Source organism: Pseudomonas sp. efr-133-TYG-5, from assembly GCF_030209175.1.
Taxonomy (GTDB): Bacteria; Pseudomonadota; Gammaproteobacteria; order Pseudomonadales; family Pseudomonadaceae; genus Aquipseudomonas.
Genome location: NZ_JARVSM010000004.1, coordinates 739,055 through 764,861, shown reverse-complemented (window position 1 = coordinate 764,861; position 25,807 = coordinate 739,055). Strand labels below are relative to the sequence as shown.

Genomic DNA, 25,807 nt, shown 5'->3' with positions numbered 1-25,807 from the left:
GCGAAGGCCAGCATCGACAGCACGACCATCAGACCTCGCTAACCGGCACCCGCACCACCAGGCTGGTGCCCTCCCCCGGCTCACTCTCAAGCAGCAACCGCCCGCCCATGATCAGCACCCGCTCGCGCATGCCGACCAGGCCAAAGGACGTCGGCCGATCCTCGGCGGTGACAAAGCCTACGCCATCATCGCTGACCGTCAGACACAATTCGTCGCCTTCCAGCGCCAGGGTCAATTCCACAGTATGCGCCTGGGCATGGCGCATGACGTTGGTCAGCGCCTCCTGAAGAATGCGGAACAGGCCGATGGCCTTGGCATCGCTGAGCGCGGGCAGATTGTCCGGCACCTGCACCAGGCACGGGATCTGCGTACGCGCCTCGAAGCGCCGCGCCTGCCACTCGATGGCCGAGGCGATCCCGGCATCGAGAATCGGTGGGCGCAGTGCCGTCGCCACATCGCGCACCAACTGGAACAACTGGGCGATCAGGCGCTTCATGCTGTTGAGCCGCTCGTGCAGTCCGGGGTCGAGTTGCGCGTAGGCCAGTTCGCACATCGAGGTTTCCAGTTTGAGCACGGTCAGCATCTGCCCCAGCTCATCATGAACCTCGCGGGCGATCCGCGCCTTTTCCTCCTCGCGCACGCTTTCCAGATGCGCCGACAGCTCGCGCAACTGCTCGCGGGACGCCGCCAGCTCGAGTTCGATGCGCTTGCTTTCGCTGATGTCCCAGACGATACCGTCCCAGACATAGGCGCCATCTTCCAGCTGGCGGGTAATGGCCTTGATCTCAGCCCAGCGCTGTTCGCCCTGACGGGTGACAATGCGCCCCTGCCACGACCAGTCACTGTCGGTGTCCAGGGCGTGATCCTGGGTCCGGTGATAACCGGCCCGGTCGTCCGGGTGCACCAGGCTGCGCAAGCCCATGTCACGATGAGCGATGGCCGCCGGGGCATAGCCGACCAGACTCTCGCTGCCCTCGCTGATGTAGGCAAAATCGATCTGCCCGGTCACCGGTGCCCGCTCGAGCCGGAACACCAGGCCCGGCACGTTGGCGGCGATGCCCTGCAGGCGCGCTTCGCTTTCCTGCAACGCGGCCAGGGCGCGACGCCGCTCGGTGACGTCGGTCAGGTAGACCACCAGGTATTCGCTGTCGCGAAAGCGCAGGAAACTCAACGACACATCCGCCGGCAACACGCTGCCGTCGGCGCGCACGCAATGGGTCTCGAAGCTCAGCGGGCCCTCCTCACTGGCCCGTGCGCGTTTCCACAGGTTGAGCCAGCGATCCATGTGCAGGCCCGGTTCGAAATCGATCAGCGGCCGTTCGATGAGACCGCCGGACGGATAACCGAGCATGTTTTCCGCCGCCCGATTGGCGTAGCGCACGTGGCTGTCCCAATTGACCCAGAGGATGCCCACGGTGCTCTGGTCGATGGAAAACTGGGTCAGGCGCAGGGCTTCCTCGCTGGCGGCGCGCAGAGCAATGTCCTCGCGAGCCGCGAGCAGGCGTTGCTCCAGGCTGTGCTGCTGCCGGCGCTGCCAGAGCACGATTGCCAGGCAACTGAGCAGCAGCACGGCGAACAACAGGCTGAGGTTCTGCCAGAACCCCGGCGACTCCGCCAGGCGCGGATATTTCGGTTGCAGCCACTGCGAGTGCAGGCGTTCGAGATCCTTGGCCGGGATCGCGCGCAAGGCGCTTTCGACGATGCCGGCCAGTTCCGGCCAATCGCGTCGGGTGGCCACCCGCAGCAGTTGCGGCAGGCCAATGTCACCGACCACCACCAGCCCAGCGAACTCCGGTTCCACCGACAGGCGCCCGAGCTGCGCTTCGTCGACCACGGCGAAGGACGCCTGCTGGCTCAGCAACAGCTGCAAGGCCTGGCGCTCCAGCGGCACGCCCTGCAGATTCAGATGCGGATAGTTGCCGCGCAGGTAATCGGCCGTGACGCTGGGCATGCGCACGGCGACGCGAGTCTGGCTGTCGAGTTTTTCCAGTTCCACCGCGGCGCTGGTCTTCTGGTCGCTGACCAGCAGTTGCGGCACGCGCATGTACGGGTCGGAGAATTGCCAGAGCCGCAGCGCGCCCGGGGTCTGGGTCAGGCCCGGAGCGATGTCGATTTCGCCGGCGCGCACGGCGGCTTCCAGTTGCGCCAGGTCCGCGAAGTTGCGCCAGCTGAGTTCGACCTTGAGTGCCCTGGCCAGCCATTTCATCAACTCGACGTTGGCCCCGGACAGGCGTTGCAGACGCCGGTCGTATTGCGCGTACGGCGCCTGCAACACCAGCCCGACGCGCAGCTCGGCGTGCTGCGCCAACCATTGCTGCTGCGCCGCCGACAGTTGCGCGACATGCGCCGGGGGCGCAGACGCCGCCCAGCCCATCAAGGGAAACCACAAACAGCCGATAACCCACAGGCGGCAAAATCGCTTCATTGACGTCTCATACACTGACAAATTCTGACCAACCCATTAGGCTGCCGGGATACTTTCTGGCCTGGAATAACCGATGCCCTCTGTCTACCGCCTGGCAATGCCAGCATTGTGCCTGTCGCTGATCCTGCCTTGGGCGTTTTCCGTCAACGCCGCCGATCCGGCGCCCGCTGCCGCCGAAAAGCCTGCCGATGACAAACCGGCGCAGCGCCAGCCACTGCCTGAGCGTAGTCAGGAAGAAGCCTCGGCACTCGAGCGCAAGGTGCCAGCGCAGGAACAACAACAGTTGCAGGCCGCCAGCGAGACCTTCCTCGCCCTGTGGAAACCGGCCAACACCGCCGACCCCAAAGGCGCGGTGATCATCATTCCCGGCGCCGGCGAAACCGCTGACTGGCCGCAGGCAATCGCGCCGCTGCGACGCAAGCTGCCGGATGCCCAGTGGAGCAGCCTGAGTATCACCCTGCCCGACCTGCAAAGCGATGCCATCGCCCCGCGCGTGGCCGAAGCCCCGGCCGCGCCGAAAGCCGCCGAACCCGCCAGCAAGGACTCCACCACGGCCCAACCGATCGAGCAGGCGGCGGGCGGTGAAGCCGACGTGGCCGACCAGGTCGTCGCCGAAACCGGCGAAGAACAGGCCAAGGCTGACGCCGAACGGATCTACGCACGCATCGACGCGGCGATTGCCTATGCCGAACAGCAAAGCGCGCGCAGCATCGTCATCCTCGGTCACGGCACCGGCGCCTACTGGGCGGCGCGCTATCTGAGCGAAAAGCAGCCCTCGCAAGTGGCCAGACTGTTGATGGTGGCCGCGCAGGCGCCCGCCAAGGCCACGCCGGAACTGGCGGAACTGACGCCGACCCTGAAGCTGCCGACCGCGGACATTTTCTACATGGACAAAGCCCTGGACCGCAATGCGGCGCTGGAGCGCATGCAGGCCAGCAAGCGCCTGAAGACTTCGGCATTCAGCCAGGTGGCGCTCAAGGCCCTGCCGGACAACAAGGCCGAGCAGGAGCAGCTGTTCCGCCGGGTACGTGGCTGGTTGAACCCGCAAAGCGCGGACTGACGGCGGGCAATAGATAGCAACCGGCGACAGCGCCTGCATCGAGCAGGCAACGGCGCCGGTCGCGATCTTTGTTATCCGCTAGCGAAAATCCCGACGCTCACGGATCAGCGTGTAGGCGCTGTGCAGTTCGCGGGTTTTCTCGGTGGCCTCGCGCACCTGCGCCGGGCTCGCGCCGCTGCCGGCGATCTTGTCCGGGTGATGCCGGCTGAGCAGGCGTCGATAGGCGCGTTTGATCTGCGCCGGTTCGCTGGTCGCCGAAACGCCGAGCAGGCGCATCGCCTCCTGATAGCTCACCGCCGCACTGACGATCGGCCGCTTCTGCGGTTCGTAGTCAGCCGCCAGCGCCTGGATCTGATGCGTATTCCAGCCCAGCCACTTGCCCCACTGCGCCAGGAGATCGCGCTCGCTGCTGCCAGCGCGGCCATCGGCCCAGACCATCCGCCAGCAAGCGCGCAGGACGCCCTCAGCGGCATGCGGCTGAGTGCTGAGGCGGCGCAGATAGCCGCGCAGGTTGTCGCTGCCGGACTTGCCGCGATTGAACGCGGCAATCGCCCGACGTTGCGCCGGCTCGCTCATTTCCAGCGAGCGCATTTCCACCCGCGCCTGCTGGATGTGGCCGTCCGTGACGCGCCCGTCGCTCTTGGCCAGACGCCCGAGCAGGACGAACAGCAATTCATCGTTGCGCAGCATCGGCCGGCCGCCGAGTTTTTCTCGCAGATGCCCCCAGCTCTGCAGATGCAGGCGCCGATCCAGTGCCTGCCCCAACAAAGCCCCAAGCATGGCCCCCGGAATGCTGGCAATCGCAAAACCCGCTCCGGCTCCAATCAGAGTCCCTGGCCACAACATATCAGCGACTCGCTTCTATCAAGGCTTCTGCATGCGCCAGACGCTCGTGGGTGCCGACATCGACCCATTGGCCCTTGAGGCGCTCGCCTGTTACCTGCCCGGCCGCCATCGCCTTGCGCAGCAGCGGCGCGAGTTTGAAGGCGCCGTCCGCACAGCCGTCGAACAACTGCGGGTGCAGCACGGCAATGCCGCTGTAGGTCAGGGTCGCGGCGCCCGGCTGGCCATCCTGCACCTGACCGTCGACCAGAACGAAATCGCCGCCCGGGTGATGGGCCGGGTTATCCGCCAGCACCAGATGCGCCAAGCCATTGATCGGCTGGTGCAGCACGCTGAAGTCGTAGTCGGTCCAGATGTCGCCATTGACCACCAGGAACGCTTCGTCATCGAGCAGGGGCAGAGCACGGAAGATCCCGCCGCCGGTTTCCAGCGGCTCGCCTTCGGCCGAGTATTGAATGCTCACGCCGAAGCGCGAACCGTCGCCCAGGTGATCTTCGATCTGCTGGCCGAGCCAGGCGTGATTGATCACGATCTGGTTGAAACCGGCAGCCGCGAGGGCGCGCAGGTGATATTCGATCAACGGCACGCCGCCGGCACGCACCAGCGGTTTGGGGGTGGTCAGGGTCAGCGGGCGCATACGCTCGCCTTTGCCTGCCGCCAGAATCATCGCCTTCATGCACTCGCTCCGCCACGCAGACTGGCGAGCAGCGCCTTTAACGGCGCCAGCTCCGGACGCCGGGCGACGACCGCGTCTATATATGAGAAGAACCGCGGCACGTCGGCCAGGTAACGCGGCTTGCCATCGCGGTGGCAGATGCGCGCGAAGATACCGATGACCTTCAGGTGCCGCTGGACGCCCATCAGGTCGCTGGCGCGCAGGAAGTCGTCGAAGTCCGGCTGCACCGGAATGCCCGCTGCCTGGGCCTGCTGCCAGTAGCGCTGCAGCCAGCCGTGGACACGTTCTTCAGGCCAGCTGAGGAATGCATCCTTGAACAGGCAGGTCACGTCATAGGTCACCGGCCCGTAGACCGCGTCCTGGAAATCCAGCACGCCGGGGTTAGGTTCGCTGACCATCAGGTTGCGCGGCATGTAGTCGCGGTGCACCAGCACTTTCGGCTGCGCCAGGGCGCTGTCGATCAGCAGCTCGCTGACCTGCTGCCATTGTTGTTGCTGGGTGGCATCGAACTCCACGGCCAACTCGCGCTTGACGTACCACTCGGGGAACAGCTCCAGCTCGCGGCGCAGCAGCGCGACGTCATAACTGGGCAGCGGCGCCACCATCGGCAACTGCTGAAAAGCCAGCAAGGCCTGCAGGGCATCGTCGAACAACGTGTCGGCGTTTTCGCCATCGATGACGTCCAGATAGGTCTTGTTGCCCAGGTCATTGAGCAAAAGAAATCCGCGTTCGAGGTCTTCGGCGTAAATTTTCGGCACATTTATTCCGGACTTCGCCAGCAAAAAGGCGATATCCACGAACGGTTTGCAGTTTTCCTGCGGCGGCGGTGCGTCCATCACGACGAAACTGCGACCCGCGCCTTCCCAGCGGAAATAACGACGGAAACTCGCGTCGCTGCTGGCCGCGGTCAACGTGGCCGGGGGCACGGCGCCCCAGCCCTGAGCGGCGAAAAGGTTTGTCAGCTGCTCATCGAGCCAAACTTTCAGGTGTTGCAAGCGTACATCTTGGTCAGGCATTGCAAGGGTCTCCGACGGCGCTAGCCGTCAAGCGGGTCATGCTTTATTATCCAGCATCTTTTTCAGACCATCGAGAGGCGTGCGGCCCACACCGCGGGCAGATGGCACGCAGGAAGCCCGGACTAATAAGATGGCATTGAAATCCCCCGCGTTTCGTAAAAAATTTCCGTTGTTGGTAACCGGCAGTCTGCTGGCTATGCAACCTCTGGCCAGTTCATTCGTTGTCGCAGCCGAGCAGTATGACTGCGCCGTCTCGCCTACGGGCGGCTGGGCCTGTGCGCCCAAGACGCCGGCGGCTGCATTGCCACCGCGTCCGGTGCATGACGGCAGTGCCGTCAGCGCCGCTGGCGAGGCCCCGGCCGAGAACGGCTCGACGGCCGACACGGCGCCCAAGCCTGTGCTCGTCACCGAGTCCAAGGGCCGTGGCCTGAAGTCCCGTAGCGAAGACTACAGTCACCTCGACTGGGTTCCGCGCGAGAAGCTCACCGCCGCCCAACTGGCCGAGACCGGTCCTTACTGCTCTGGTTCCTATATCGAACCGATTCGTCCTGGCATGAATGACAAGACGAATAAAAGTGACGCTCCGACCTTCATCGGCGCCAAGGCATCGCGTTACCAGCAGGATTCGCAGGTCGCGAGCCTGGCCGGTGACGTGGTCATGCGTCAGGGCAGCATGCAGGTCGAAGCCGACGAGGCCAACCTGTACCAGGCCGAGAACCGTGGCGAACTGGCCGGCAACGTGCGCATCCGCGACAACGGCGCGCTGCTCGTTGGCGACCACGCCGACGTCCAGCTCGACACCGGCGAGGCCAAGGTCGACAACGCCGAATACGTGATGCACAAGTCGCGCATCCGCGGTAACGCGCTGTACGCCAAGCGCGCCGAAAACGCGATCATCCGCTTGAAGGACGGCACGTACACCACGTGCGAACCGAACAGCAACGCCTGGCAGCTCAAGGGCAACAACATCACCCTGAACCCTGCCACCGGCTTCGGTACCGCGACCAACGTGACGCTGCGGGTCAAGGACATTCCGATCCTGTACACCCCGTACATCTACTTCCCGATCGACGATCGTCGTCAGTCGGGCTTCCTGCCGCCGACCATCGGCACCGGCAGCGACACCGGCTTCATGCTGGTCACACCGTACTACTTCAACCTGGCACCGAACTACGATGCCACGTTGTACCCGCGCTACATGGAAAAGCATGGCTTGCTGATGGAAGGCGAATTCCGCTACCTGACCAAGTCCAGCGAAGGCCAGTTCGGTGCCGCGTACCTGAACGACGAGAGCGACGAGCGCGACAAGCAGACCGACTCCAAGAAAACCCGTTACATGTACAACTGGCAACACACGGGTGGCCTGGATTCCCGCGTGCTTACGCAGGTCGACTACACCAAGATCAGCGATCCGTACTACTTCCAGGATCTGCAGACCGACCAGATCGGGGTGAAGTCCGCCGACTTCGTCAACCAGCAGGGCTCGATCTCCTATCGCGGTGACAGCTATGTCGCGCGCTTGAACGCCCAGGCTTATCAACTGGCTACAGTTTCAAACATCACGCCGTACGATCGCCTGCCGCAGCTCACCCTCAATGGTCAGTTGCCGTATCACCCGCAAGGCTTGAACTTCGACTACGAAACCGAGTTGGTTCGTTTCGATCGAGACCTGAAAACCGGCAACTATACCGATGAGGATGGCGGGCCATTCAACGCCGACGGCACTGTCGGCACTCCACGCCTGGACACCAACGTCTTCGGCCTGGCGCGCGCCACCGGTGATCGTCTGAATCTTGCGCCAACCGTCAGCCTGCCGCTGAACTGGACCTATGGCTTCATCAAGCCATCGCTCAAGTATCAATACACCCAGTACCAACTGGATCTGGATAGCAGAGGCAAGAGCCAGATCGCGACGCAGGGTCCTGACGCCGACAAGCTGCTGGGTACCTTTGGCACCAACCAGAGCCGTGCCATCCCGATCGCCAGCATCGACAGCGGCCTGTACTTCGACCGCAAGACATCCTGGTTCGGCAAAGGCTATACCCAGACCCTGGAACCGCGCCTGTTCTACCTCTATGTACCGGAGAAGGACCAGTCGGACATTCCAGTGTTCGATACAAGTGAAACCACGTTCAACTACTCCTCGCTGTTCCGTGACAACCGCTTCACCGGTTCCGACCGTGTCGGCGACGAGAACAAACTGTCGCTGGGCGTGACCAACCGCTGGATCGAGGACGACGGTTTCGAACGTCAGCGCATCAGTGTCGGCCAGGCGCTGTACTTCAAGGATCGTGAAGTACAACTGCCAGGTATCGATGCCAAAACCCGTGACGACGCACATGCCAATGTGTCGCCTTACGCGCTGGAATACGAATACCGCTGGAACCGCGACTGGCGCACCACTGCCGATTACAACTGGGACCCGGACAGCCGCAGCCCGCGTTCCGGCAGCGCGATGTTCCATTACCAGCCTGAAGACAACCCGAACAAAGTCATCAACGCCGGCTATCGCTATCGCAACGACCAGGTTCGTTACGACCAGAACACCGGTAAATGGACTGTCGGCGGTGGCGATTACGGCACCCCGGGCCAGCCTGGCTACGTGAAGGACTACTACAAGATCCAGCAGCATGATTTCTCGGTCATCTGGCCGATCGTTCCACAATGGAGCGCAATCAGCCGCTGGCAGTACGACTACAACCGCAATCGCACGCTGGAAGCCTTCGGTGGTTTCGAGTACGACAACTGCTGCTGGAAAATGCGCCTGATCAACCGTTACTGGGTTTCCTACGACGAATTCAGTCAGGAAGCTCCGCAAAACGAAAAAGGCGACCACGGCGTCTTCCTCCAAATTGTTCTGAAGGGACTCGGCGGCCTCACCGGCGCCAAAACCGAGAGCTTCCTCGACAAAGGCATCCAAGGTTATCGTCAACGTGAAGACCAAGCTTTCTGATTGTCTGCGCCCGCTGATGCTGGGCGCGCTGTTCCTGGGTACTGCGGCCAGCGCCGCAGTACAGTCCATCGATAAAGTGGTAGCGATCGTCGACAACGACGTGGTCATGCAGAGCCAACTGGACCAGCGTGTCCACGAAGTCCAGCAGACCATCGCCAAGCGCGGCGGCGGTACACCGCCGCCGGGCGTCCTCGAACAACAGGTGCTCGAGCGCCTGATCGTCGAAAACCTGCAACTGCAGATCGGCGAACGTTCCGGCATCCGCATCACCGATGAAGAACTGAACCAGGCTGTCGGCACCATTGCCCAGCGCAACAACATGACCGTGGACCAGTTCCGCGCCGCTCTGGCTCACGACGGTCTGTCCTATGACGATGCCCGCGAGCAGATCCGTCGCGAAATGGTCATCAGCCGTGTGCGCCAGCGTCGCGTGGCTGAACGTATCCAGGTGTCCGAGCAGGAAGTGAAGAACTTCCTTGCCTCCGACATGGGCAAAATGCAGCTGTCCGAGGAACTGCACCTGGCCAACATCCTGATCCCGACCCCGGAGAGCGCCAACTCTGAAGCGATTCAGAGCGCCGCGCGCCAGGCGATGGCGGTGTACCAGCAGCTCAAGCAAGGCGCTGACTTCGGTCAGATGGCCGTGGCCAAGTCGGCCAGCGACAACGCTCTGGAAGGTGGCGACATGGGCTGGCGCAAAGCCGCGCAACTGCCACCACCGTTCGACCGCGAGCTGAGCACGATGGCGGTAGGCGATATCACTCAGCCTGCACGTACGCCGGGTGGTTTCATCATTCTCAAGCTGCTGGCCAAGCGCGGCGGCGAGAGCCAGACCCGTGACGAGGTGCATGTGCGCCACATCCTGGTCAAGCCAAGTCCGATCCGTGACGAAGCCAAGACCAAGGCCCTGGTCCAGTCGCTGTACGACCGCATCGAGGCCGGTGAAGATTTCGCCACCCTAGCGAAGAACTACTCCGAAGACCCGGGCTCGGCGCTGAACGGCGGCGACCTGAACTGGATCGATCCGAACGCCCTGGTGCCGGAATTCCGTGCAGTGATGGCCGACACCCCGCAAGGCAAGCTGTCCAAGCCGTTCCAGACCCAATACGGCTGGCACGTACTGGAAGTCCTCGGCCGCCGCGCCACCGACAGCACCGAACAGGCCCGTGAACAGCAGGCCATGACCGTACTGCGCAACAAGAAGTACGACGAAGAGCTGCAAACCTGGCTGCGTCAGATCCGTGACGAAGCGTACGTAGAAATCAAACTCCCTGGCGCAGACCAGGCAGCGCAGTGAAACCCAAGCGTTTCGCGCTGACACCCGGCGAACCAGCCGGCATCGGTCCCGACCTGTGCCTGCTGCTCGCCTCGCAAGCCCAGCCACATCCCCTGATCGCCATCACCAGCCGCGACCTGCTCTCCGAGCGGGCCGCGCAACTGGGGCTGGCGGTCAGTCTGCTGCCGGTCGGCCCCGACCACTGGCCGGATGCTCCGGCACCCGCCAATAGCCTCTACGTCTGGGATACTCCGCTCAGCGCGCCGGTGGTGGCCGGGCAACTGGACAAGGCCAACGCCGCGTTCGTCCTGGAAACCCTGACCCGCGCCGGCAATGGCTGCCTGAACGGCGATTTCGCCGGGATGATCACCGCTCCGGTGCACAAGGGCGTGATCAACGAGTCGGGCATCGCCTTTTCCGGACACACGGAATTTCTCGCTGACCTGACCCACACCGCCCAGGTGGTGATGATGCTCGCCACCCGCGGCTTGCGGGTGGCGCTGGTCACCACCCACCTGCCGCTGCGCGAGATCGCCGATGCGATCACCCCGCAGCGACTGGAGCGAGTCACGCGAATCCTGCACGCCGACCTGCAAGACAAATTCGGCATCGCCCGGCCGCGCATCCTGGTTTGCGGGCTCAACCCGCACGCCGGTGAAGGCGGCCACCTGGGCCATGAAGAAATCGACATCATCGAACCGACATTAGAGCGCCTGCGCAGCGAGGGCATGGACCTCCGTGGCCCGCTGCCCGCCGACACTCTGTTTACCCCCAAATATCTGGAGCACTGCGACGCAGTGCTGGCGATGTACCACGACCAGGGCTTGCCTGTGCTGAAGTACAAAGGCTTTGGCGCGGCGGTCAATGTGACCCTCGGCCTGCCGATCATCCGCACCTCGGTCGACCACGGTACCGCCCTGGACCTGGCCGGCAGCGGCAAGATCGACACCGGCAGCCTGCAAGTCGCCCTGGAAACCGCCTACCAGATGGCCGAGACCCGTTTATGACCGAGCAATACCAACACAAGGCGCGCAAGCGCTTTGGCCAGAACTTCCTGCACGATGCCGGCGTCATCGACCGCATCCTGCGCTCCATCAGCGCCAAACCTGACGACCGCATGCTGGAAATCGGCCCCGGACAGGGCGCACTGACGGCTGGCCTGCTCAGCTCCGGCGCCCAACTGGACGTGGTGGAACTGGACAAGGACCTGATCCCGATCCTCAACCAGCAGTTCGCCGGCAAGAACAACTTCAACCTGCATCAGGGCGATGCGCTGAAGTTCGACTTCAACACGCTGAACGCCGCACCGAGCAGCCTGCGCGTGGTCGGCAACCTGCCGTACAACATCTCCACGCCGCTGATCTTCCACCTGCTGAACAACGCCGCGATCATCCGCGACATGCACTTCATGCTGCAGAAGGAAGTCGTCGAGCGCCTGGCCGCAGGCCCGGGTGGCGGTGACTGGGGCCGGCTGTCGATCATGGTCCAGTACCATTGCCGGGTGGAGCATCTGTTCAACGTCGGCCCGGGTGCGTTCAATCCGCCGCCGAAGGTCGACTCGGCCATCGTGCGCCTGGTGCCTCACGCCGTGCTGCCGCACCCGGCCAAGGATCATCGCCTGCTCGAACGCGTTGTCCGCGAAGCCTTCAACCAGCGCCGCAAAACCCTGCGCAACACCCTCAAGCAATTGCTCAGCAATGCCGAGATCGAAGCCGCCGGCGTCGATGGCAGCCTGCGCCCGGAGCAGCTGGACCTGGCCGCGTTCGTGCGCCTGGCCGACCAGCTCGCCGAACAGCCAGCGCAAAAGCCTGACGCCGACTGAGCGGCAATGAGCGCTATCGGGCGGGACGCCACTCTGGTCTACTGCCCGATACTTGCCTAGACTGAATCCTGTCAGCTACGCCCCGCGTCCCGCTTCGTTTTTAAGGCCTCTTGCATGTCCGATTCTCGTTACCAGGTCGACGTCAGTGTCGTTACCCACTATCTGGCAGACCAATCGCAACCCGAGCACGAGCGTTTTGCCTTCGCCTACACCATCACCGTGCAGAACAATGGCGAGCAGCCTGCCCGCCTGATGTCGCGGCACTGGGTCATCACCGACGGTGACGGGCATGTCGAGGAAGTGCGCGGCGCCGGCGTCGTCGGCCAGCAACCGCTGATCGCTGCCGGCAAAAGCCATACCTACAGCAGCGGCACGGTGATGACCACCAAGGTCGGCACCATGCAAGGCAGCTATGAAATGGTCGCCGCCGACGGCAAGCATTTCGACGCGATCATCAAACCCTTCCGCCTCGCCGTCCCCGGAGCCCTGCACTGATGGCGACGTACGCCGTCGGCGACCTGCAGGGCTGCCTCGAACCGCTCAAGTGCCTGCTCGAACAGGTCGCGTTCGATCCGGCGCTGGACCGCCTGTGGCTGGTCGGCGATCTGGTCAATCGTGGCCCGCAATCGCTGGAAACCCTGCGTTTCCTGTATGGCATGCGCGAGTCGCTGGTGTGCGTGCTCGGCAATCACGACCTGCACCTGCTGGCGGCCGCGAAGAACATCGAGCGTCTGAAAAAGTCCGATACCCTGCGGGAAATCCTCGACGCACCGGACTGTGCCGAGCTGATGCAATGGCTGCGTCAGCAGAAGCTGATGCACTACGACGAGCGCCGCGAAGTGGCCATGGTGCACGCGGGCATTCCACCGCAGTGGTCGCTGCGCAAGGCGCTGAAGTGCGCCGAGGAAGTCGAAAACGCCCTGCGCGACGACAATCTGTTCCCGGCCTTCCTCGATGGCATGTATGGCAACGAGCCGGCGAAGTGGGACAGTGAACTCAAAGGCGTCACCCGCCTGCGGGTGATCACCAACTATTTCACCCGCATGCGCTTCTGCACCGCCGAGGGCAAGCTCGACCTAAAGAGCAAGGAAGGCCTCGACAGCGCCCCGCCGGGCTACAAGCCCTGGTTCCTGCACAAGGAACGCAAGACCCGTGGCCTGCGGATCATTTTCGGCCACTGGGCGGCGCTGGTCGGTGATGTCCGCGAGCCGGGCATCTGCGCCCTCGACACCGGTTGCGTGTGGGGTGGCAGCCTGACCCTGATGAACGTCGACAGTGGCGAGCGACTGTCCTGCAAATGCGACGAGCATGGCGGTCTGCTACCACCCGTCGCCCCTGTTATTTCCGAACCATCGTCAGCCAGCGCCCCGCGCTAGACTGCGCTTTCAGCCGAGCCACAGGAGCCCGCCATGAGCGAATTCAAACGTATTCCCCCGGAACAGGCCCAGGCCCTGCGCGAGCAAGGCGCCGTGGTAGTCGACATCCGTGACCCGCAAACCTACGCCGCGCTGCACATCGCCGGCTCCCGGCATGTGGACAACCACTCCATTGCCGACTTCATCCGCAACGCCGATCTCGACGCGCCGCTGGTGGTGGTCTGCTATCACGGCAACTCCAGCCAGAGTGCAGCCGCCTACCTGATCAGCCAGGGCTTCTCCGACGTCTACAGCATGGACGGCGGCTTCGAGCTGTGGCGTACGACTTTTCCTGCGGAAACTGCGCAAGGCACTTCCGAATAATTTTTTTGCAGCGCGCAAGCCCCGGCTCCCGCGGGCCTGCGCGGGGCAGACGAACGGTCTGCCACAACTAATTACGTATCTCGCCTTTACCTGCCGAATTCCCAACTATCCTTAAGCCCAGGCCATCCAAAACAGGGGAGAGCCGGTACACCGGCGCACGGGTCATCGGGAGTGACTTTCAAGGTTGTCGACCGCGAAAGTGTTCTGGGGGGTAAACAAGCGGCCACGGCGGCTGCTTGCCAGCATCGACTGAGTGATCCGGCGTCGGCTCCACGTATCGAGCGAGGTGACGTCATGAGTATCTTTAGCCACTTCCAACAACGTTTCGAGTCCACACGCCAGGAAGAACTCTCGCTGCAAGAGTACCTGGAGCTGTGCAAGAAAGACCGAAGCGCCTACGTTTCCGCCGCCGAGCGTCTGTTAATGGCCATCGGCGAACCGGAACTGCTCGACACCTCGACCAACTCGAGGCTGTCGCGCATCTTCTCCAACAAGGTGATCCGCCGCTATCCGGCCTTTGAAGACTTCCACGGGATGGAAGAATGCATCGACCAGATCGTTTCGTATTTCCGCCATGCCGCCCAAGGCCTGGAAGAGAAGAAACAGATCCTCTACCTGCTCGGCCCCGTCGGTGGCGGTAAATCGTCGCTGGCCGAGAAGCTCAAACAACTGATGGAAAAGGTGCCCTTCTACGCCATCAAGGGTTCGCCGGTGTTCGAGTCGCCCCTGGGTCTGTTCAACGCCACCGAAGATGGCGCGATCCTCGAGGAAGACTTCGGCATTCCACGGCGCTACCTCAACACCATCATGTCGCCGTGGGCGACCAAGCGCCTGGCCGAATTCGGCGGCGACATCAGCCAGTTCCGCGTGGTCAAGCTGTACCCGTCGATCCTCAACCAGATCGCCGTGGCCAAGACCGAACCGGGTGACGAGAACAACCAGGACATCTCGGCGCTGGTCGGCAAGGTCGACATCCGCAAGCTGGAGGAATACCCACAGAACGACGCCGACGCCTACAGCTACTCCGGTGCGCTGTGCCGGGCCAACCAGGGCCTGATGGAATTCGTCGAAATGTTCAAGGCACCGATCAAGGTGCTGCACCCACTGCTGACCGCCACCCAGGAAGGCAACTACAACAGTACCGAAGGCCTGGGCGCGATTCCGTTCACCGGGATCCTGCTGGCGCACTCCAACGAATCGGAGTGGCACACCTTCCGCAACAACAAGAACAACGAAGCCTTCATCGACCGGATCTACATCGTCAAAGTGCCGTACTGCCTGCGGGTCAGCGACGAAGTGAAGATCTACGACAAGCTGCTGTTCAACAGTTCGCTGGCCAAGGCCCATTGCGCCCCGGACACCCTGAAGATGCTGGCGCAATTCACTGTGCTGTCGCGGCTCAAGGAGCCGGAAAACTCCAACATCTATTCGAAAATGCGCGTGTACGACGGGGAAAACCTCAAGGACACCGATCCGAAGGCCAAGTCGATTCAGGAATACCGCGACTCGGCCGGCGTCGACGAGGGCATGAACGGCCTCTCGACCCGCTTCGCGTTCAAGATCCTGTCCAAGGTGTTCAACTTCGATCCGCACGAAATCGCTGCCAACCCGGTGCACCTGCTGTATGTGCTGGAACAGCAGATCGAACAGGAACAGTTCCAGGCCGAAACCCGTGAGCGCTACCTGCGCTACCTGAAGGAATACCTGGCACCGCGTTATATCGAGTTCATCGGCAAGGAGATCCAGACCGCCTATCTCGAGTCCTACAGCGAGTACGGGCAGAACATCTTCGATCGCTACGTGCTCTACGCCGACTTCTGGATTCAGGATCAGGAATACCGCGATCCGGAAACCGGCGAAATCCTCAACCGCGTGGCCCTCAACGAGGAACTGGAGAAAATCGAGAAACCGGCCGGCATCAGCAATCCGAAGGATTTCCGCAACGAAATCGTCAACTTCGTGCTGCGCGCCCGGGCCAACAACAACGGCAAGAACCCGACCTGGCTCAGCTACGAAAAACTGCGAGTGGTCATCGAGAAGAAAATGTTCTCGAACACCGAAGACCTGCTGCCAGTCATCAGCTTCAATGCCAAGGCCAGCAAAGAGGATCAGCAGAAACACAACGACTTCGTCACACGCATGGTCGAACGCGGCTACACCGACAAACAGGTACGGCTACTTTCCGAATGGTACCTACGGGTCCGCAAATCGCAGTAAAAGCAGCTGCAAGCTTCTGGCGACAGGCTGCAAGAGAACAGCAAAGACCGGTCTCGGGAACGGCGCGAGCTTTCTCTTGCAGCTTGCAGCTTATGACTTGAAGCTCCCCGGAGGGGTCTATGAGCTATGTGATCGACCGACGCCTGAATGGCAAGAACAAGAGCACGGTGAACCGCCAGCGTTTCCTGCGGCGTTACCGTGACCACATCAAGAAGGCTGTCGAAGAGGCGGTCAGCCGGCGCTCCATTACCGACATGGAGCACGGCGAGCAGATCAGTATTCCCGGTCGCGACATCGACGAACCGGTGCTTCACCATGGCCGCGGCGGCAAGCAGACCGTGGTTCACCCGGGCAACAAGGAATTCACCGCCGGCGAGCACATCGCCCGGCCACCGGGGGGCGGCGGCGGACGCGGGCCGGGCAAGGCCGGCAATTCCGGCGAAGGCATGGACGAATTCGTCTTCCAGATCACCCAGGAAGAATTCCTCGAATTCATGTTCGAGGATCTCGAGCTGCCCAACCTGGTCAAGCGCAACCTCAGCGGCACCGACACGTTCAAGACCGTCCGTGCCGGGATCAGCAACGAAGGCAATCCGTCGCGGATCAACATCATCCGCACCCTGCGCTCGGCCCATGCGCGGCGCATCGCGCTGTCCGGCAGCAGCCGCGCCAAACTGCGCGAAGTCAAAGAGGAACTGGCGCGCATCAAGCGCGAAGAACCGGACAACTTCGGCGATATCCAGGAACTCGAGGCAGAAATCGAGAAACTCAGCGCGCGCATCCATCGCGTGCCGTTCCTCGACACTTTCGACCTCAAGTACAACCTGCTGATCAAGCAGCCCAATCCCAGTTCGAAGGCGGTGATGTTCTGCCTGATGGACGTGTCCGGCTCGATGACACAGGCCACCAAAGACATCGCCAAGCGCTTCTTCATCCTGTTGTACCTGTTCCTCAAGCGCAATTACGACAAGATCGATGTGGTGTTCATCCGCCATCACACCAGCGCCCGGGAAGTCGACGAGGAAGAGTTTTTCTATTCGCGGGAAACCGGCGGCACCATCGTCTCCAGCGCCCTGAAGCTGATGCAGGAGATCATGGCCGAGCGCTATCCGAGCAACGAGTGGAACATCTACGCCGCACAGGCCTCCGACGGCGACAACTGGAACGACGACTCGCCGATCTGCCGCGACATTCTGATCAACCAGATCATGCCTTTCGTGCAGTACTACACTTACGTGGAGATCACCCCGCGCGAACATCAGGCCCTGTGGTACGAATACGAACGCATCGCCGAAGCCTTTTCTGACACTTTTGCCCAGCAGCAACTGGTCTCGGCCGGGGATATCTATCCGGTCTTCCGTGAACTCTTCCAGCGCAGGTTAGTGACATGACCGCCAAAGAGCAGAAGCGCCAACCCATTTCCACCGGCTCCGAATGGACATTCGAGCTGATCCAGACCTACGATCGCGAGATCGCCCGGATCGCGGCCCGCTATGCCCTGGACACTTATCCCAACCAGATCGAAGTGATCACCGCCGAACAGATGATGGACGCCTACGCCTCGGTCGGCATGCCGCTGGGCTACCACCACTGGTCCTACGGCAAACACTTCCTCAGTACGGAGAAATCCTACAGTCGCGGGCAGATGGGCCTGGCCTACGAGATCGTGATCAACTCCGATCCGTGCATCGCCTACCTGATGGAGGAAAACACCATCTGCATGCAGGCGCTGGTAGTCGCGCACGCGTGCTACGGCCATAACAGCTTCTTCAAGGGCAACTACCTGTTCCGCACCTGGACCGACGCCAGTTCGATCATCGATTACCTGGTGTTCGCCAAGCAGTACATCATGCAATGCGAGGAGCGCCATGGCATCGATGCGGTGGAAGACCTGCTCGACTCCTGCCATGCCCTGATGAACTACGGGGTCGACCGTTACAAGCGCCCCTATCCGATTTCCGCCGAGGAAGAGCGGCGGCGCCAGAAGGACCGCGAAGAGCACCTGCAGAAGCAGATCAACGACCTGTGGCGCACCATTCCCAAAGGCGCAGACAAGTACAGCGACAAGGACAACGCACGCTTCCCGGCCGAGCCGCAGGAAAACATCCTGTACTTCATCGAGAAGCATGCGCCGTTGCTCGAACCGTGGCAGCGGGAGATCGTGCGCATCGTGCGCAAGATCGCCCAGTATTTCTATCCACAGCGCCAGACCCAGGTGATGAACGAAGGCTGGGCGACGTTCTGGCACTACACGCTGATGAACGACCTGTACGACGAAGGCCTGGTTACCGACGGGTTCATGATGGAGTTCCTCACGTCGCACACCAGCGTGGTGTTCCAGCCCGGTTTCGACAGCCCCTACTACAACGGTATCAACCCGTATGCGCTGGGTTTTGCCATGTATCGCGACATCCGTCGCATGTGCGAAGAACCCACCGAGGAAGATCGGCGCTGGTTCCCGGACATCGCCGGCTCCGACTGGCTGTCGACCATCAAATTCGCCATGAGCAGCTTCAAGGACGAGAGCTTCATCCTGCAATACCTGTCGCCGAAAGTGATCCGCGACCTCAAGCTGTTCAGCATTCTCGATGACGACCAGAAGGACGACCTGCTGGTACCGGCCATCCACGATGAGGGCGGCTACCGGATCATCCGCGAAACCCTGGCGGCGCAGTACAACCTGGGTAACCGCGAGCCGAACGTGCAGATCTACAGCATCGACCGTCGCGGCGACCGTTCGCTGACCCTGCGCCACCAGCAGCATGACCGCAAACCGTTGGGCGACTCCACCGAGGAAGTGCTCAAGCATCTGCATCGCTTGTGGGGCTTCGACATTCACCTGGAAACCCTGCAGGGCGACCAGATCATGAAAACCCATCACGTTCCTCCGCGCAGTGAACACGCCGAGGGTGATTACGGTCGGCTCGACCTGGCCGTCATTCATCTTTGATCCCGCTGCAGCCTCCGAAAGTCCGGCACAAGGGTTATCCTGTCGGGCCAACGGAGGTTTTTTATGCAGATTTATAAGGTCGGCGGCGCGGTACGCGATCGCCTGCTGGGGTTACCGGTCACCGATATCGATTGGGTAGTGGTCGGGGCGACCACCGAAGAGATGCTTGCCCAGGGATTTCGCCCGGTCGGCGCAGATTTCCCGGTGTTCCTCCACCCCAAAACCGGCGAGGAATACGCCCTCGCCCGCACCGAACGCAAAAGTGGACGGGGTTATGGCGGATTCACCTTTCATGCCAGCCCCGAAGTCACGCTCGAAGAAGACCTGATCCGCCGCGACCTGACCATCAACGCCATGGCCGAAGACGATCAGCACAATCTGACCGATCCGTATCACGGCCAACGCGACCTTGAAGCTCGCATCCTGCGCCACGTTTCCCCGGCTTTCGCCGAAGATCCCCTGCGAGTACTGCGCGTTGCGCGCTTTGCCGCACGCTATGCTGGCCTCGGTTTCCACGTCGCTCCGCCAACCCTGGAACTGATGCGCCAGCTCAGCGCATCCGGCGAATTGCAGGCGTTGACCGCCGAGCGCAGCTGGAAGGAAATTTCCCGCGCACTGATGGAAGATCAGCCACAGGTGTTTATTGAAGTGCTGCGCGATTGCGGGGCACTGAAGGAATTGATGCCGGAGGTCGACGCGCTGTTCGGCGTGCCACAACCGGAAATCCATCACCCGGAAATCGACAGCGGCGTCCACACCCTCAGCGTGCTTGAGCAGTCCGCCCTGCACAAACAACCGCTGACGGTGCGCTGGGCCTGCCTGCTGCATGACTTGGGCAAGGGTTTGACCCCGGAAGAAGAATGGCCACGCCACATCGCCCACGAACACAAAGGCCTGAAGCTGATCAAAGCAGTCAACGAACGCTTCAAGGCCCCGAAGGACTGCCAGGAACTGGCGCTACTCGTCGGCCAGTATCACACCCACGGCCACCGCGCCCTGGAGCTGAAGGCCTCGACGCTGCTGGAGTTGCTGCAGAGTTTTGACGTGTATCGCCGCCCGCAACGCTTCGAGGAGTTTATCGCTGCCTGCGAAATGGATGCTCGCGGTCGCAAGGGCCTGGAACAGCGCAGTTATCCACAGGCGGATTATCTGCGCGGCGCGGCCAGTGTGGCGCGCGGCGTCGCGGTGCAGCCGTTGCTGGAGAAGGGTTTCAAGGGCCCGGAACTGGGCGAAGCGCTCAAGCGTGAACGGCTCAAGGCGTTGAAGGCGTACAAGGAAAACCAGTAGGGCAAGATCAGAAGAGCGCCGCCGGCGACCGCTCCTGCAAAGCAACGCTGATTTTCTTTGCAGGAACTGCCGCTGGCGGTGATCGTTTGTTTCAAAGACTCGGCGGGGTCAATTGCTCGCCGCGCCACTCGAAAGCCACCGGCGCCAGGACCTGATTGATCTGCGCTTCGGCCCACAGCGTTGCGAAGCTTTTTCCCACACCCGGATGCACCCGATCCGGCGCAATCAGCGACAGCGGCCACAACACAAAGGCGTTTTTCAGGATTTCCGCACGCGGCAGGATCAAGCCGTCGAAGTTGCCTGTCAGATCGCCGTACAGCAGCACGTCGATGTCCAGCGGCAAGCCCTTGCGATCCGGGGCATAGCGGCCATTGTCCGCCTCGATGAATTTCAACCGGCGATCCAGTTCCATCAACGGCAGATCGGTATAAGCCGATACCACGAAATTGAAGAACGGCCCGCTCTTGATTCCCACTGGCTGGCTCTCGAACACCGGCGAGCAGCGAATATCCACCAGAAACGTGGCCAGGGCATCCAGACCGGCCTGCAAATGGCGTTCGCGCTCGATATTGCTACCGAGCCCGAGGTAGACCTGAGTCAGCGACATCCGCGCTCGATCTCCACACCCACGCCACCCTTGGCGGCCGGGACTGCGCCAGGCTTGGTCAGCTTCAGGCGCACCCAGGTGATCTTGAATTCGGTCATCAGCACTTCGACCAGGCGCTCGGCGAAAGTCTCGACCAGCTGGAACTGCGCCTGCTCGGCAAACGCCTGAATGCGTGTGGAAACGCTGGCGTAGTCGAGTGCCAGCGTCAGATCGTCACCGGCGGCGGCCGGGCGATTGTCCCAGGCGAAGCTCAGATCAAGGCGCAGGCACTGTCGGATGCCGCGCTCCCAGTCGTAGGCACCGATCACGGTGTCAACTTCCAGGCCCTCGATAAACACTCTGTCCAAGCACTTCTCTCCGCTGCACGACAAGGGCGCAATGCGCCGTTAGAATCAGGGCGTCCTCGCCCGGAATAGTTAGCATGTTTTGGTTACTGGCGATCCTCGCCTACCTGCTCGGCTCGCTGTCCTTCGCCATTTTGCTCAGCCGCCTGACCGGAAACCCGGATCCGCGAATGAGTGGCTCGGGTAATGCCGGCGCCACCAACATGCTGCGCCTGGCCGGCCGCAAACTGGCGGTCCTGACCCTGCTCGGTGATCTTTGCAAAGGCCTGCTGCCGGTGCTGATCGCTTCGGCAATGGGCCTGTCGCTGCAGGATCAGGCGTGGATCGGCGTCTGCGCCGTGATCGGCCACCTGTTCCCGCTATACTTCCGCTTTCGCGGCGGCAAAGGCGTCGCCACGGCCGCCGGCATGCTGCTGGGGCTGTATCCCCCTGCCGCACTGCTGGCGGTGTGTGCCTGGCTGCTGACGTTCTACCTGACCCGCACCAGCTCGCTCGCCGCGCTGATCGCCACGCCTCTGACCCTGCCGTTGCTGGCCTGGCAGGCGCCGGCCGCGCTGTTGCCGATGAGCACGCTGACCCTACTGATCGTCTGGCGCCACCGGGGCAATCTACGCGACCTGTTTGCCGGGCGCGAACGGCATTTTTAAATAACCTGCCCGAGCAACGCTCAGCCCAGCGCCGACAGCTGCTCCATCGGCCAGCGCGCCTGCACGCTGATCGCCAGACTTTCCTGTTGACCGGCCTGCAAGCGCTGGCAACCGGCGAACGCGATCATCGCGCCGTTGTCGGTGCAGAACTCAGGGCGGGCGTAAAACACCTCGCCTTTCATGTCGCCGAGCATTTTCTCCAGGGAAAGGCGCAAGGCCCGGTTGGCGCTGACGCCACCGGCGATCACCAGGCGCTGCATGCCGGCCTGCTTGAGGGCACGCTTGCACTTGATGGTCAAAGTCTCTACCACGGCCTGCTGGAACGCCAGCGCGATGTCGCAACGGGCTTGCTCGCCGTCGTCCCCGGCGCCGACACACTGCTGCCAGGTATTGAGGGCGAAGGTTTTCAAGCCACTGAAGCTGAAATCCAGCCCCGGACGATCACACATCGGACGCGGGAAGGTAAAACGTCCGGCGACGCCCTTCTCGGCCAACTTGGCGATTTCCGGCCCGCCCGGGTAATTCAGGCCCATCATTTTCGCGGTCTTGTCGAACGCTTCGCCAGCCGCATCGTCGAGGGTCTCGCCGAGCAGGCTGTATTGGCCGATGCCATCGACCTGAACCAGTTGCGTATGACCGCCGGAAACCAACAAAGCGACGAACGGGAACTCCGGTGGTTTTGGCTCGAGCATCGGCGCCAGCAAGTGACCTTCCATGTGATGCACGCCGAGCGCCGGAATGCCCCAGGCAAACGCCAGCGCCTGGGCGCAGGAAGCCCCCACCAGCAGCGCGCCGACCAGGCCAGGACCCGCGGTGTAGGCGATCGCGTCGATCTCGGTCGGCACGCAGTCGGCTTCGGCCAACACCTGACGAATCAAGGGCAGCATGCGCTTGACGTGATCGCGCGAGGCCAGCTCCGGCACCACACCGCCATAGACGCGGTGCAGGTCGATCTGACTGAACAGCGCGTCGGCCAGCAGACCGCGTTCGCTGTCATATAATGCGACGCCGGTTTCGTCGCAGGACGTTTCTAATCCCAGTACTAGCATGGGTTTGCGCCTTGTTTAGGCTGAATTCGAAGGCGCGCATAATAGTCGTCGCGGGATGCCCCGACCAGCGGTTTTCGATCAGAGGCTTTGCATTCCGAGCGATGAGGGGTTAACATCCGCAACCCTTAAAAACCGACGTCTTCAAGTGCTCTTTTGCCGCGAGGATGTTGACCCCGGTAATGAATGAAGGTAGCTCTGGATGCCAGCCGTCAAAGTTAAAGAGAACGAACCCTTCGACGTAGCTCTGCGTCGTTTCAAGCGCTCCTGCGAAAAAGCCGGTGTACTGGCTGAAGTTCGTAGCCGCGAATTTTACGAGAAGCCAACTTCTGAGCGTAAGCGCAAGGCAGCTGCTGCTGTTAAGCGTCACGCCAAGAAAGTTCAGCGCGAACAGCGCCGCGCCGTTCGTCTGTACTAATACACAGACGTTCGTAGCAAGCTTCTGCCAAGCCCGGCCCTCAGCCGGGCTTATGGCATTTGCGGAAAACGCTTGATGCTTCACCGTCGACGCCGCAGACGCGACCGAGACAACCCGCTTCACCGCGTCAGGCCTGGCTCTTTTGCCAGCGGTGCACGTCTTTTCTGACGAGCCTTTCAAGGCTACTGACGAGCACACCCACTGATTCCTCTTACGACGATCAGCCCAAGGCACCTGCTTGCGTGCCCGCTTCATTGAGCTATCCGGGGCCCTCGACTGGCCACAGCGGATTCAGCGCAACACTTTCACATGGTCGAAGACTGATTGGTACTAACGTCAGTGGATTTTCGGCAGATACACTTCCCGACAGCGATTACGCAGACGACCCTGGTCGAGCCGCCCTTGGTGCGCGCATCAGACATTGACCCGCGTCCGGCCGCCCTTCGCATCGGATCCATTACAGCGCAGACGACGAGAACGCCATGGCCGGGCTGATTCCGCAGAGCTTCATTGACGACCTTCTGAACCGCACCGACATCGTCGACGTGGTCAGCTCGCGCGTGCAATTGAAGAAGGCCGGCAAGAACTACACGGCCTGCTGCCCGTTCCACAAAGAGAAAACCCCGTCGTTCAGCGTCAGCCCCGACAAGCAGTTCTATTACTGCTTCGGTTGCGGTGCCGGTGGCAACGCCCTCGGTTTTCTCATGGACCACGACAACTTGGACTTCCCCCAGGCCGTCGAGGACCTGGCCAAGGCTGCCGGCATGGAAGTGCCGCGCGAAGAAAGCGGCCGCGCGCACAAACCGCGACAGCCGACCGATTCGCCGCTGTACCCACTGCTGAGCGCGGCCGCCGACTTCTATCGCCAGGCGCTCAAGAGCCACCCGGCGCGCAAGGCCGCCGTGGACTACCTCAAGGGCCGTGGCCTGACCGGCGAGATCGCCCGCGACTTCGGCCTCGGCTTCGCCCCGCCAGGCTGGGACAACCTGTTCAAGCACTTGAGCAGCGATACCCTGCAGCAGAAAGCCATGATCGACGCCGGCCTGCTGATCGAGAACGCCGAAACCGGCAAGCGCTATGACCGCTTCCGCGACCGCGTGATGTTCCCGATCCGCGATACCCGCGGGCGCATCATTGCCTTCGGCGGCCGGGTACTCGGCGACGACAAGCCGAAATACCTCAACTCGCCGGAAACCCCGGTCTTCCACAAGGGCCAGGAACTCTACGGCCTGTACGAAGCACGCAAGAACAACCGCAACCTCGACGAAATCATCGTCGTCGAGGGCTACATGGACGTCATCGCCCTGGCCCAGCAAGGCCTGCGCAATGCCGTCGCGACACTGGGCACCGCCACCAGCGAAGAACACCTCAAGCGCCTGTTTCGCGTGGTGCCGAACGTGCTGTTCTGCTTCGACGGCGACCAGGCCGGGCGCAACGCCGCCTGGCGAGCACTGGAAGCAACGCTGAGCAGCCTGCAGGACGGGCGCCGGGCACGCTTTCTGTTTCTACCCGAAGGCGAAGACCCGGACACACTGATCCGCGCCGAAGGCACCGACGCTTTCCGTGCCCGGATCAATCAGCATGCACAGCCGTTGGCGGACTATTTCTTCCAGCAGCTGACCGAGGAAGCCGACCCGCGCTCGCTCGAAGGCAAGGCGCACATGGCGACACTTGCGGCGCCGCTGATCGACAAAGTGCCCGGAGCCAACCTGCGGACCCTGATGCGCCAGCGCCTGAGCGAAATCACCGGCCTGAGCAGCGAAACCGTCAGTCAGCTGGCCCAGAGCGCGCCGCAAGAGGCACCGCCGGCCTACGATCCGGGCATCGATTACGACGCAATGCCGGACTACAGCGACTACCATCAGCCGCAGGCACAGGACATGTATGTGCCGCAACAGGAGTGGACGCCGAAGAAAAGCGGCGCCGGCGGCAAGAAATGGGACAAGAAACCCTGGGACAAGAACGGCAAGCGCGGGGGTGATCGCGATCAGCCACGTGCCCCGCGCGTGCCGGCCGCCGTCGAACCTCCCACACTGGCCGCCCTGCGCACCTTGCTGCACCACCCGCAACTGGCGGAAAAAGTCGAGGACGCCGGGCACTTCGCGGCCGAGGACCACACCAACACGCAACTGCTGGTGGCACTGCTCGAAGCCGTACAGAAGAATCCCAAGCTAAACTCATTTCAGTTGATCGCGCGATGGCACGGCACTGAACAGGGTCGCCTGCTCAAGGCACTGGCGGAAAAGGAATGGCTGATTGACGGAGATAACCTTGAACAACAGTTTTTCGACACCATTACTAGCTTGTCAGCCCGCCAACGCGAGCGAAATCTGGAACAACTGCTCAGGAAAGCCCGTCAAAGCGAACTGAGCGCCGACGAAAAAAATCAACTGCGCGACCTTTTAAGTCGCAATGTTTCCGCATCAAACCCGACCTCAACTGGCGCGTGAGGTCATAGCTCAGGTATAATCCTCGGCTTGT

Annotated in this window: 22 protein-coding genes; 15 read left to right on the top strand and 7 right to left on the bottom strand. The window is 62.2% G+C overall.

The window, feature by feature from the left end; genetic code table 11:
• Window positions 1–28: 28 nt before the first annotated feature.
• Window positions 29–2,425 carry a PAS domain-containing sensor histidine kinase gene (locus QRN70_RS18295; RefSeq protein ID WP_285419333.1) on the bottom strand — a complete coding sequence of 799 codons (2,397 nt, stop codon included), beginning with the start codon at window positions 2,423–2,425 and terminating at the stop codon, window positions 29–31.
• 73 nt (window positions 2,426–2,498) lie between these two features.
• Here QRN70_RS18295 and QRN70_RS18290 point away from each other — a divergent pair, with 73 nt between their 5' ends.
• Window positions 2,499–3,485: an alpha/beta hydrolase family protein gene (locus QRN70_RS18290; RefSeq protein WP_285419332.1), complete on the top strand. Its 987-nt coding sequence runs from the start codon at window positions 2,499–2,501 to the stop codon at window positions 3,483–3,485.
• Between the two features lie 78 nt (window positions 3,486–3,563).
• Here QRN70_RS18290 and QRN70_RS18285 read toward each other — a convergent pair whose 3' ends face one another.
• Genes QRN70_RS18285 through QRN70_RS18275 form a run of 3 tightly spaced genes read right to left on the bottom strand, consistent with a single transcriptional unit; the run spans window position 3,564 to window position 6,020 of the window.
• Window positions 3,564–4,331, bottom strand: a complete 768-nt coding sequence (locus QRN70_RS18285; RefSeq protein WP_285419331.1) for a TerB family tellurite resistance protein — start codon at window positions 4,329–4,331, stop codon at window positions 3,564–3,566.
• A 1-nt stretch (window position 4,332) separates the two neighbouring features.
• Window positions 4,333–5,004, bottom strand: coding sequence for an N-acetylmuramate alpha-1-phosphate uridylyltransferase MurU (gene murU, locus QRN70_RS18280; RefSeq protein ID WP_285419330.1), 672 nt, complete (start codon window positions 5,002–5,004; stop codon window positions 4,333–4,335).
• Entirely contained in the window at window positions 5,001–6,020 is a 1,020-nt protein-coding gene (locus QRN70_RS18275; protein ID WP_285419329.1) for an aminoglycoside phosphotransferase family protein, read from the bottom strand. Before QRN70_RS18275 ends, murU begins: the two co-directional genes overlap by 4 nt.
• Window positions 6,021–6,150: 130 nt before the next feature.
• Between QRN70_RS18275 and QRN70_RS18270 the strand changes: the two genes are divergently transcribed.
• The 11 genes from QRN70_RS18270 (at window position 6,151) to QRN70_RS18220 (ending at window position 20,264) form a co-directional block, all read left to right on the top strand.
• Window positions 6,151–8,973 carry an LPS-assembly protein LptD gene (locus QRN70_RS18270; RefSeq protein ID WP_285419328.1) on the top strand — a complete coding sequence of 941 codons (2,823 nt, stop codon included), beginning with the start codon at window positions 6,151–6,153 and terminating at the stop codon, window positions 8,971–8,973.
• Complete coding sequence (gene surA / locus QRN70_RS18265) at window positions 8,954–10,270, top strand: peptidylprolyl isomerase SurA (protein WP_285419327.1); 1,317 nt, start codon at window positions 8,954–8,956, stop codon at window positions 10,268–10,270. The genes QRN70_RS18270 and surA overlap by 20 nt, the downstream gene beginning before the upstream one ends.
• On the top strand, window positions 10,267–11,256 hold the full coding sequence (gene pdxA, locus QRN70_RS18260; protein WP_285419326.1) for a 4-hydroxythreonine-4-phosphate dehydrogenase PdxA: 990 nt from the start codon (window positions 10,267–10,269) through the stop codon (window positions 11,254–11,256). Before surA ends, pdxA begins: the two co-directional genes overlap by 4 nt.
• Window positions 11,253–12,071: a 16S rRNA (adenine(1518)-N(6)/adenine(1519)-N(6))-dimethyltransferase RsmA gene (gene rsmA, locus QRN70_RS18255; RefSeq protein WP_285419325.1), complete on the top strand. Its 819-nt coding sequence runs from the start codon at window positions 11,253–11,255 to the stop codon at window positions 12,069–12,071. Before pdxA ends, rsmA begins: the two co-directional genes overlap by 4 nt.
• Before the next feature lie 114 nt (window positions 12,072–12,185).
• Entirely contained in the window at window positions 12,186–12,566 is a 381-nt protein-coding gene (apaG, locus tag QRN70_RS18250; protein ID WP_285419324.1) for a Co2+/Mg2+ efflux facilitator ApaG/CorD, read from the top strand.
• A complete protein-coding gene (locus QRN70_RS18245) occupies window positions 12,566–13,447 on the top strand; it encodes a symmetrical bis(5'-nucleosyl)-tetraphosphatase (protein WP_285419323.1) in 882 nt (293 codons plus the stop codon). The genes apaG and QRN70_RS18245 overlap by 1 nt, the downstream gene beginning before the upstream one ends.
• 33 nt (window positions 13,448–13,480) lie before the next feature.
• Complete coding sequence (gene glpE, locus QRN70_RS18240; protein ID WP_285419322.1) at window positions 13,481–13,810, top strand: thiosulfate sulfurtransferase GlpE; 330 nt, start codon at window positions 13,481–13,483, stop codon at window positions 13,808–13,810.
• A 294-nt stretch (window positions 13,811–14,104) separates the two neighbouring features.
• On the top strand, window positions 14,105–16,027 hold the full coding sequence (locus QRN70_RS18235; protein ID WP_003228848.1) for a PrkA family serine protein kinase: 1,923 nt from the start codon (window positions 14,105–14,107) through the stop codon (window positions 16,025–16,027).
• A gap of 119 nt (window positions 16,028–16,146) precedes the next feature.
• The gene (locus QRN70_RS18230; protein ID WP_285419321.1) at window positions 16,147–17,418 is read left to right on the top strand and encodes a YeaH/YhbH family protein; all 1,272 of its coding nucleotides are present in this window, start codon (window positions 16,147–16,149) and stop codon (window positions 17,416–17,418) included.
• Window positions 17,415–18,977, top strand: coding sequence for a SpoVR family protein (locus QRN70_RS18225; RefSeq protein WP_285419320.1), 1,563 nt, complete (start codon window positions 17,415–17,417; stop codon window positions 18,975–18,977). Before QRN70_RS18230 ends, QRN70_RS18225 begins: the two co-directional genes overlap by 4 nt.
• Before the next feature lie 63 nt (window positions 18,978–19,040).
• Window positions 19,041–20,264 carry a multifunctional CCA addition/repair protein gene (locus tag QRN70_RS18220; RefSeq protein WP_285419319.1) on the top strand — a complete coding sequence of 408 codons (1,224 nt, stop codon included), beginning with the start codon at window positions 19,041–19,043 and terminating at the stop codon, window positions 20,262–20,264.
• A gap of 91 nt (window positions 20,265–20,355) precedes the next feature.
• On the opposite strand, the gene folK is transcribed toward QRN70_RS18220, so the two are convergent.
• Window positions 20,356–20,871, bottom strand: a complete 516-nt coding sequence (gene folK, locus QRN70_RS18215; RefSeq protein WP_285419318.1) for a 2-amino-4-hydroxy-6-hydroxymethyldihydropteridine diphosphokinase — start codon at window positions 20,869–20,871, stop codon at window positions 20,356–20,358.
• The gene (gene folB, locus QRN70_RS18210; protein WP_056786656.1) at window positions 20,862–21,218 is read right to left on the bottom strand and encodes a dihydroneopterin aldolase; all 357 of its coding nucleotides are present in this window, start codon (window positions 21,216–21,218) and stop codon (window positions 20,862–20,864) included. The genes folK and folB overlap by 10 nt, the downstream gene beginning before the upstream one ends.
• Before the next feature lie 74 nt (window positions 21,219–21,292).
• On the opposite strand from folB, the gene plsY reads away from it, so the two are divergent.
• Window positions 21,293–21,862, top strand: a complete 570-nt coding sequence (gene plsY / locus QRN70_RS18205) for a glycerol-3-phosphate 1-O-acyltransferase PlsY (protein ID WP_285419317.1) — start codon at window positions 21,293–21,295, stop codon at window positions 21,860–21,862.
• Between the two features lie 20 nt (window positions 21,863–21,882).
• Here the strand turns inward: plsY and tsaD are convergent, their stop codons facing one another.
• Window positions 21,883–22,911 carry a tRNA (adenosine(37)-N6)-threonylcarbamoyltransferase complex transferase subunit TsaD gene (gene tsaD / locus QRN70_RS18200; protein ID WP_285419316.1) on the bottom strand — a complete coding sequence of 343 codons (1,029 nt, stop codon included), beginning with the start codon at window positions 22,909–22,911 and terminating at the stop codon, window positions 21,883–21,885.
• Between the two features lie 199 nt (window positions 22,912–23,110).
• Here tsaD and rpsU point away from each other — a divergent pair, with 199 nt between their 5' ends.
• Window positions 23,111–23,326, top strand: coding sequence for a 30S ribosomal protein S21 (rpsU, locus tag QRN70_RS18195; protein WP_002551877.1), 216 nt, complete (start codon window positions 23,111–23,113; stop codon window positions 23,324–23,326).
• A 482-nt stretch (window positions 23,327–23,808) separates the two neighbouring features.
• The gene (gene dnaG / locus QRN70_RS18190) at window positions 23,809–25,776 is read left to right on the top strand and encodes a DNA primase (RefSeq protein ID WP_285419315.1); all 1,968 of its coding nucleotides are present in this window, start codon (window positions 23,809–23,811) and stop codon (window positions 25,774–25,776) included.
• The last annotated feature ends 31 nt before the right edge of the window (window positions 25,777–25,807 follow it).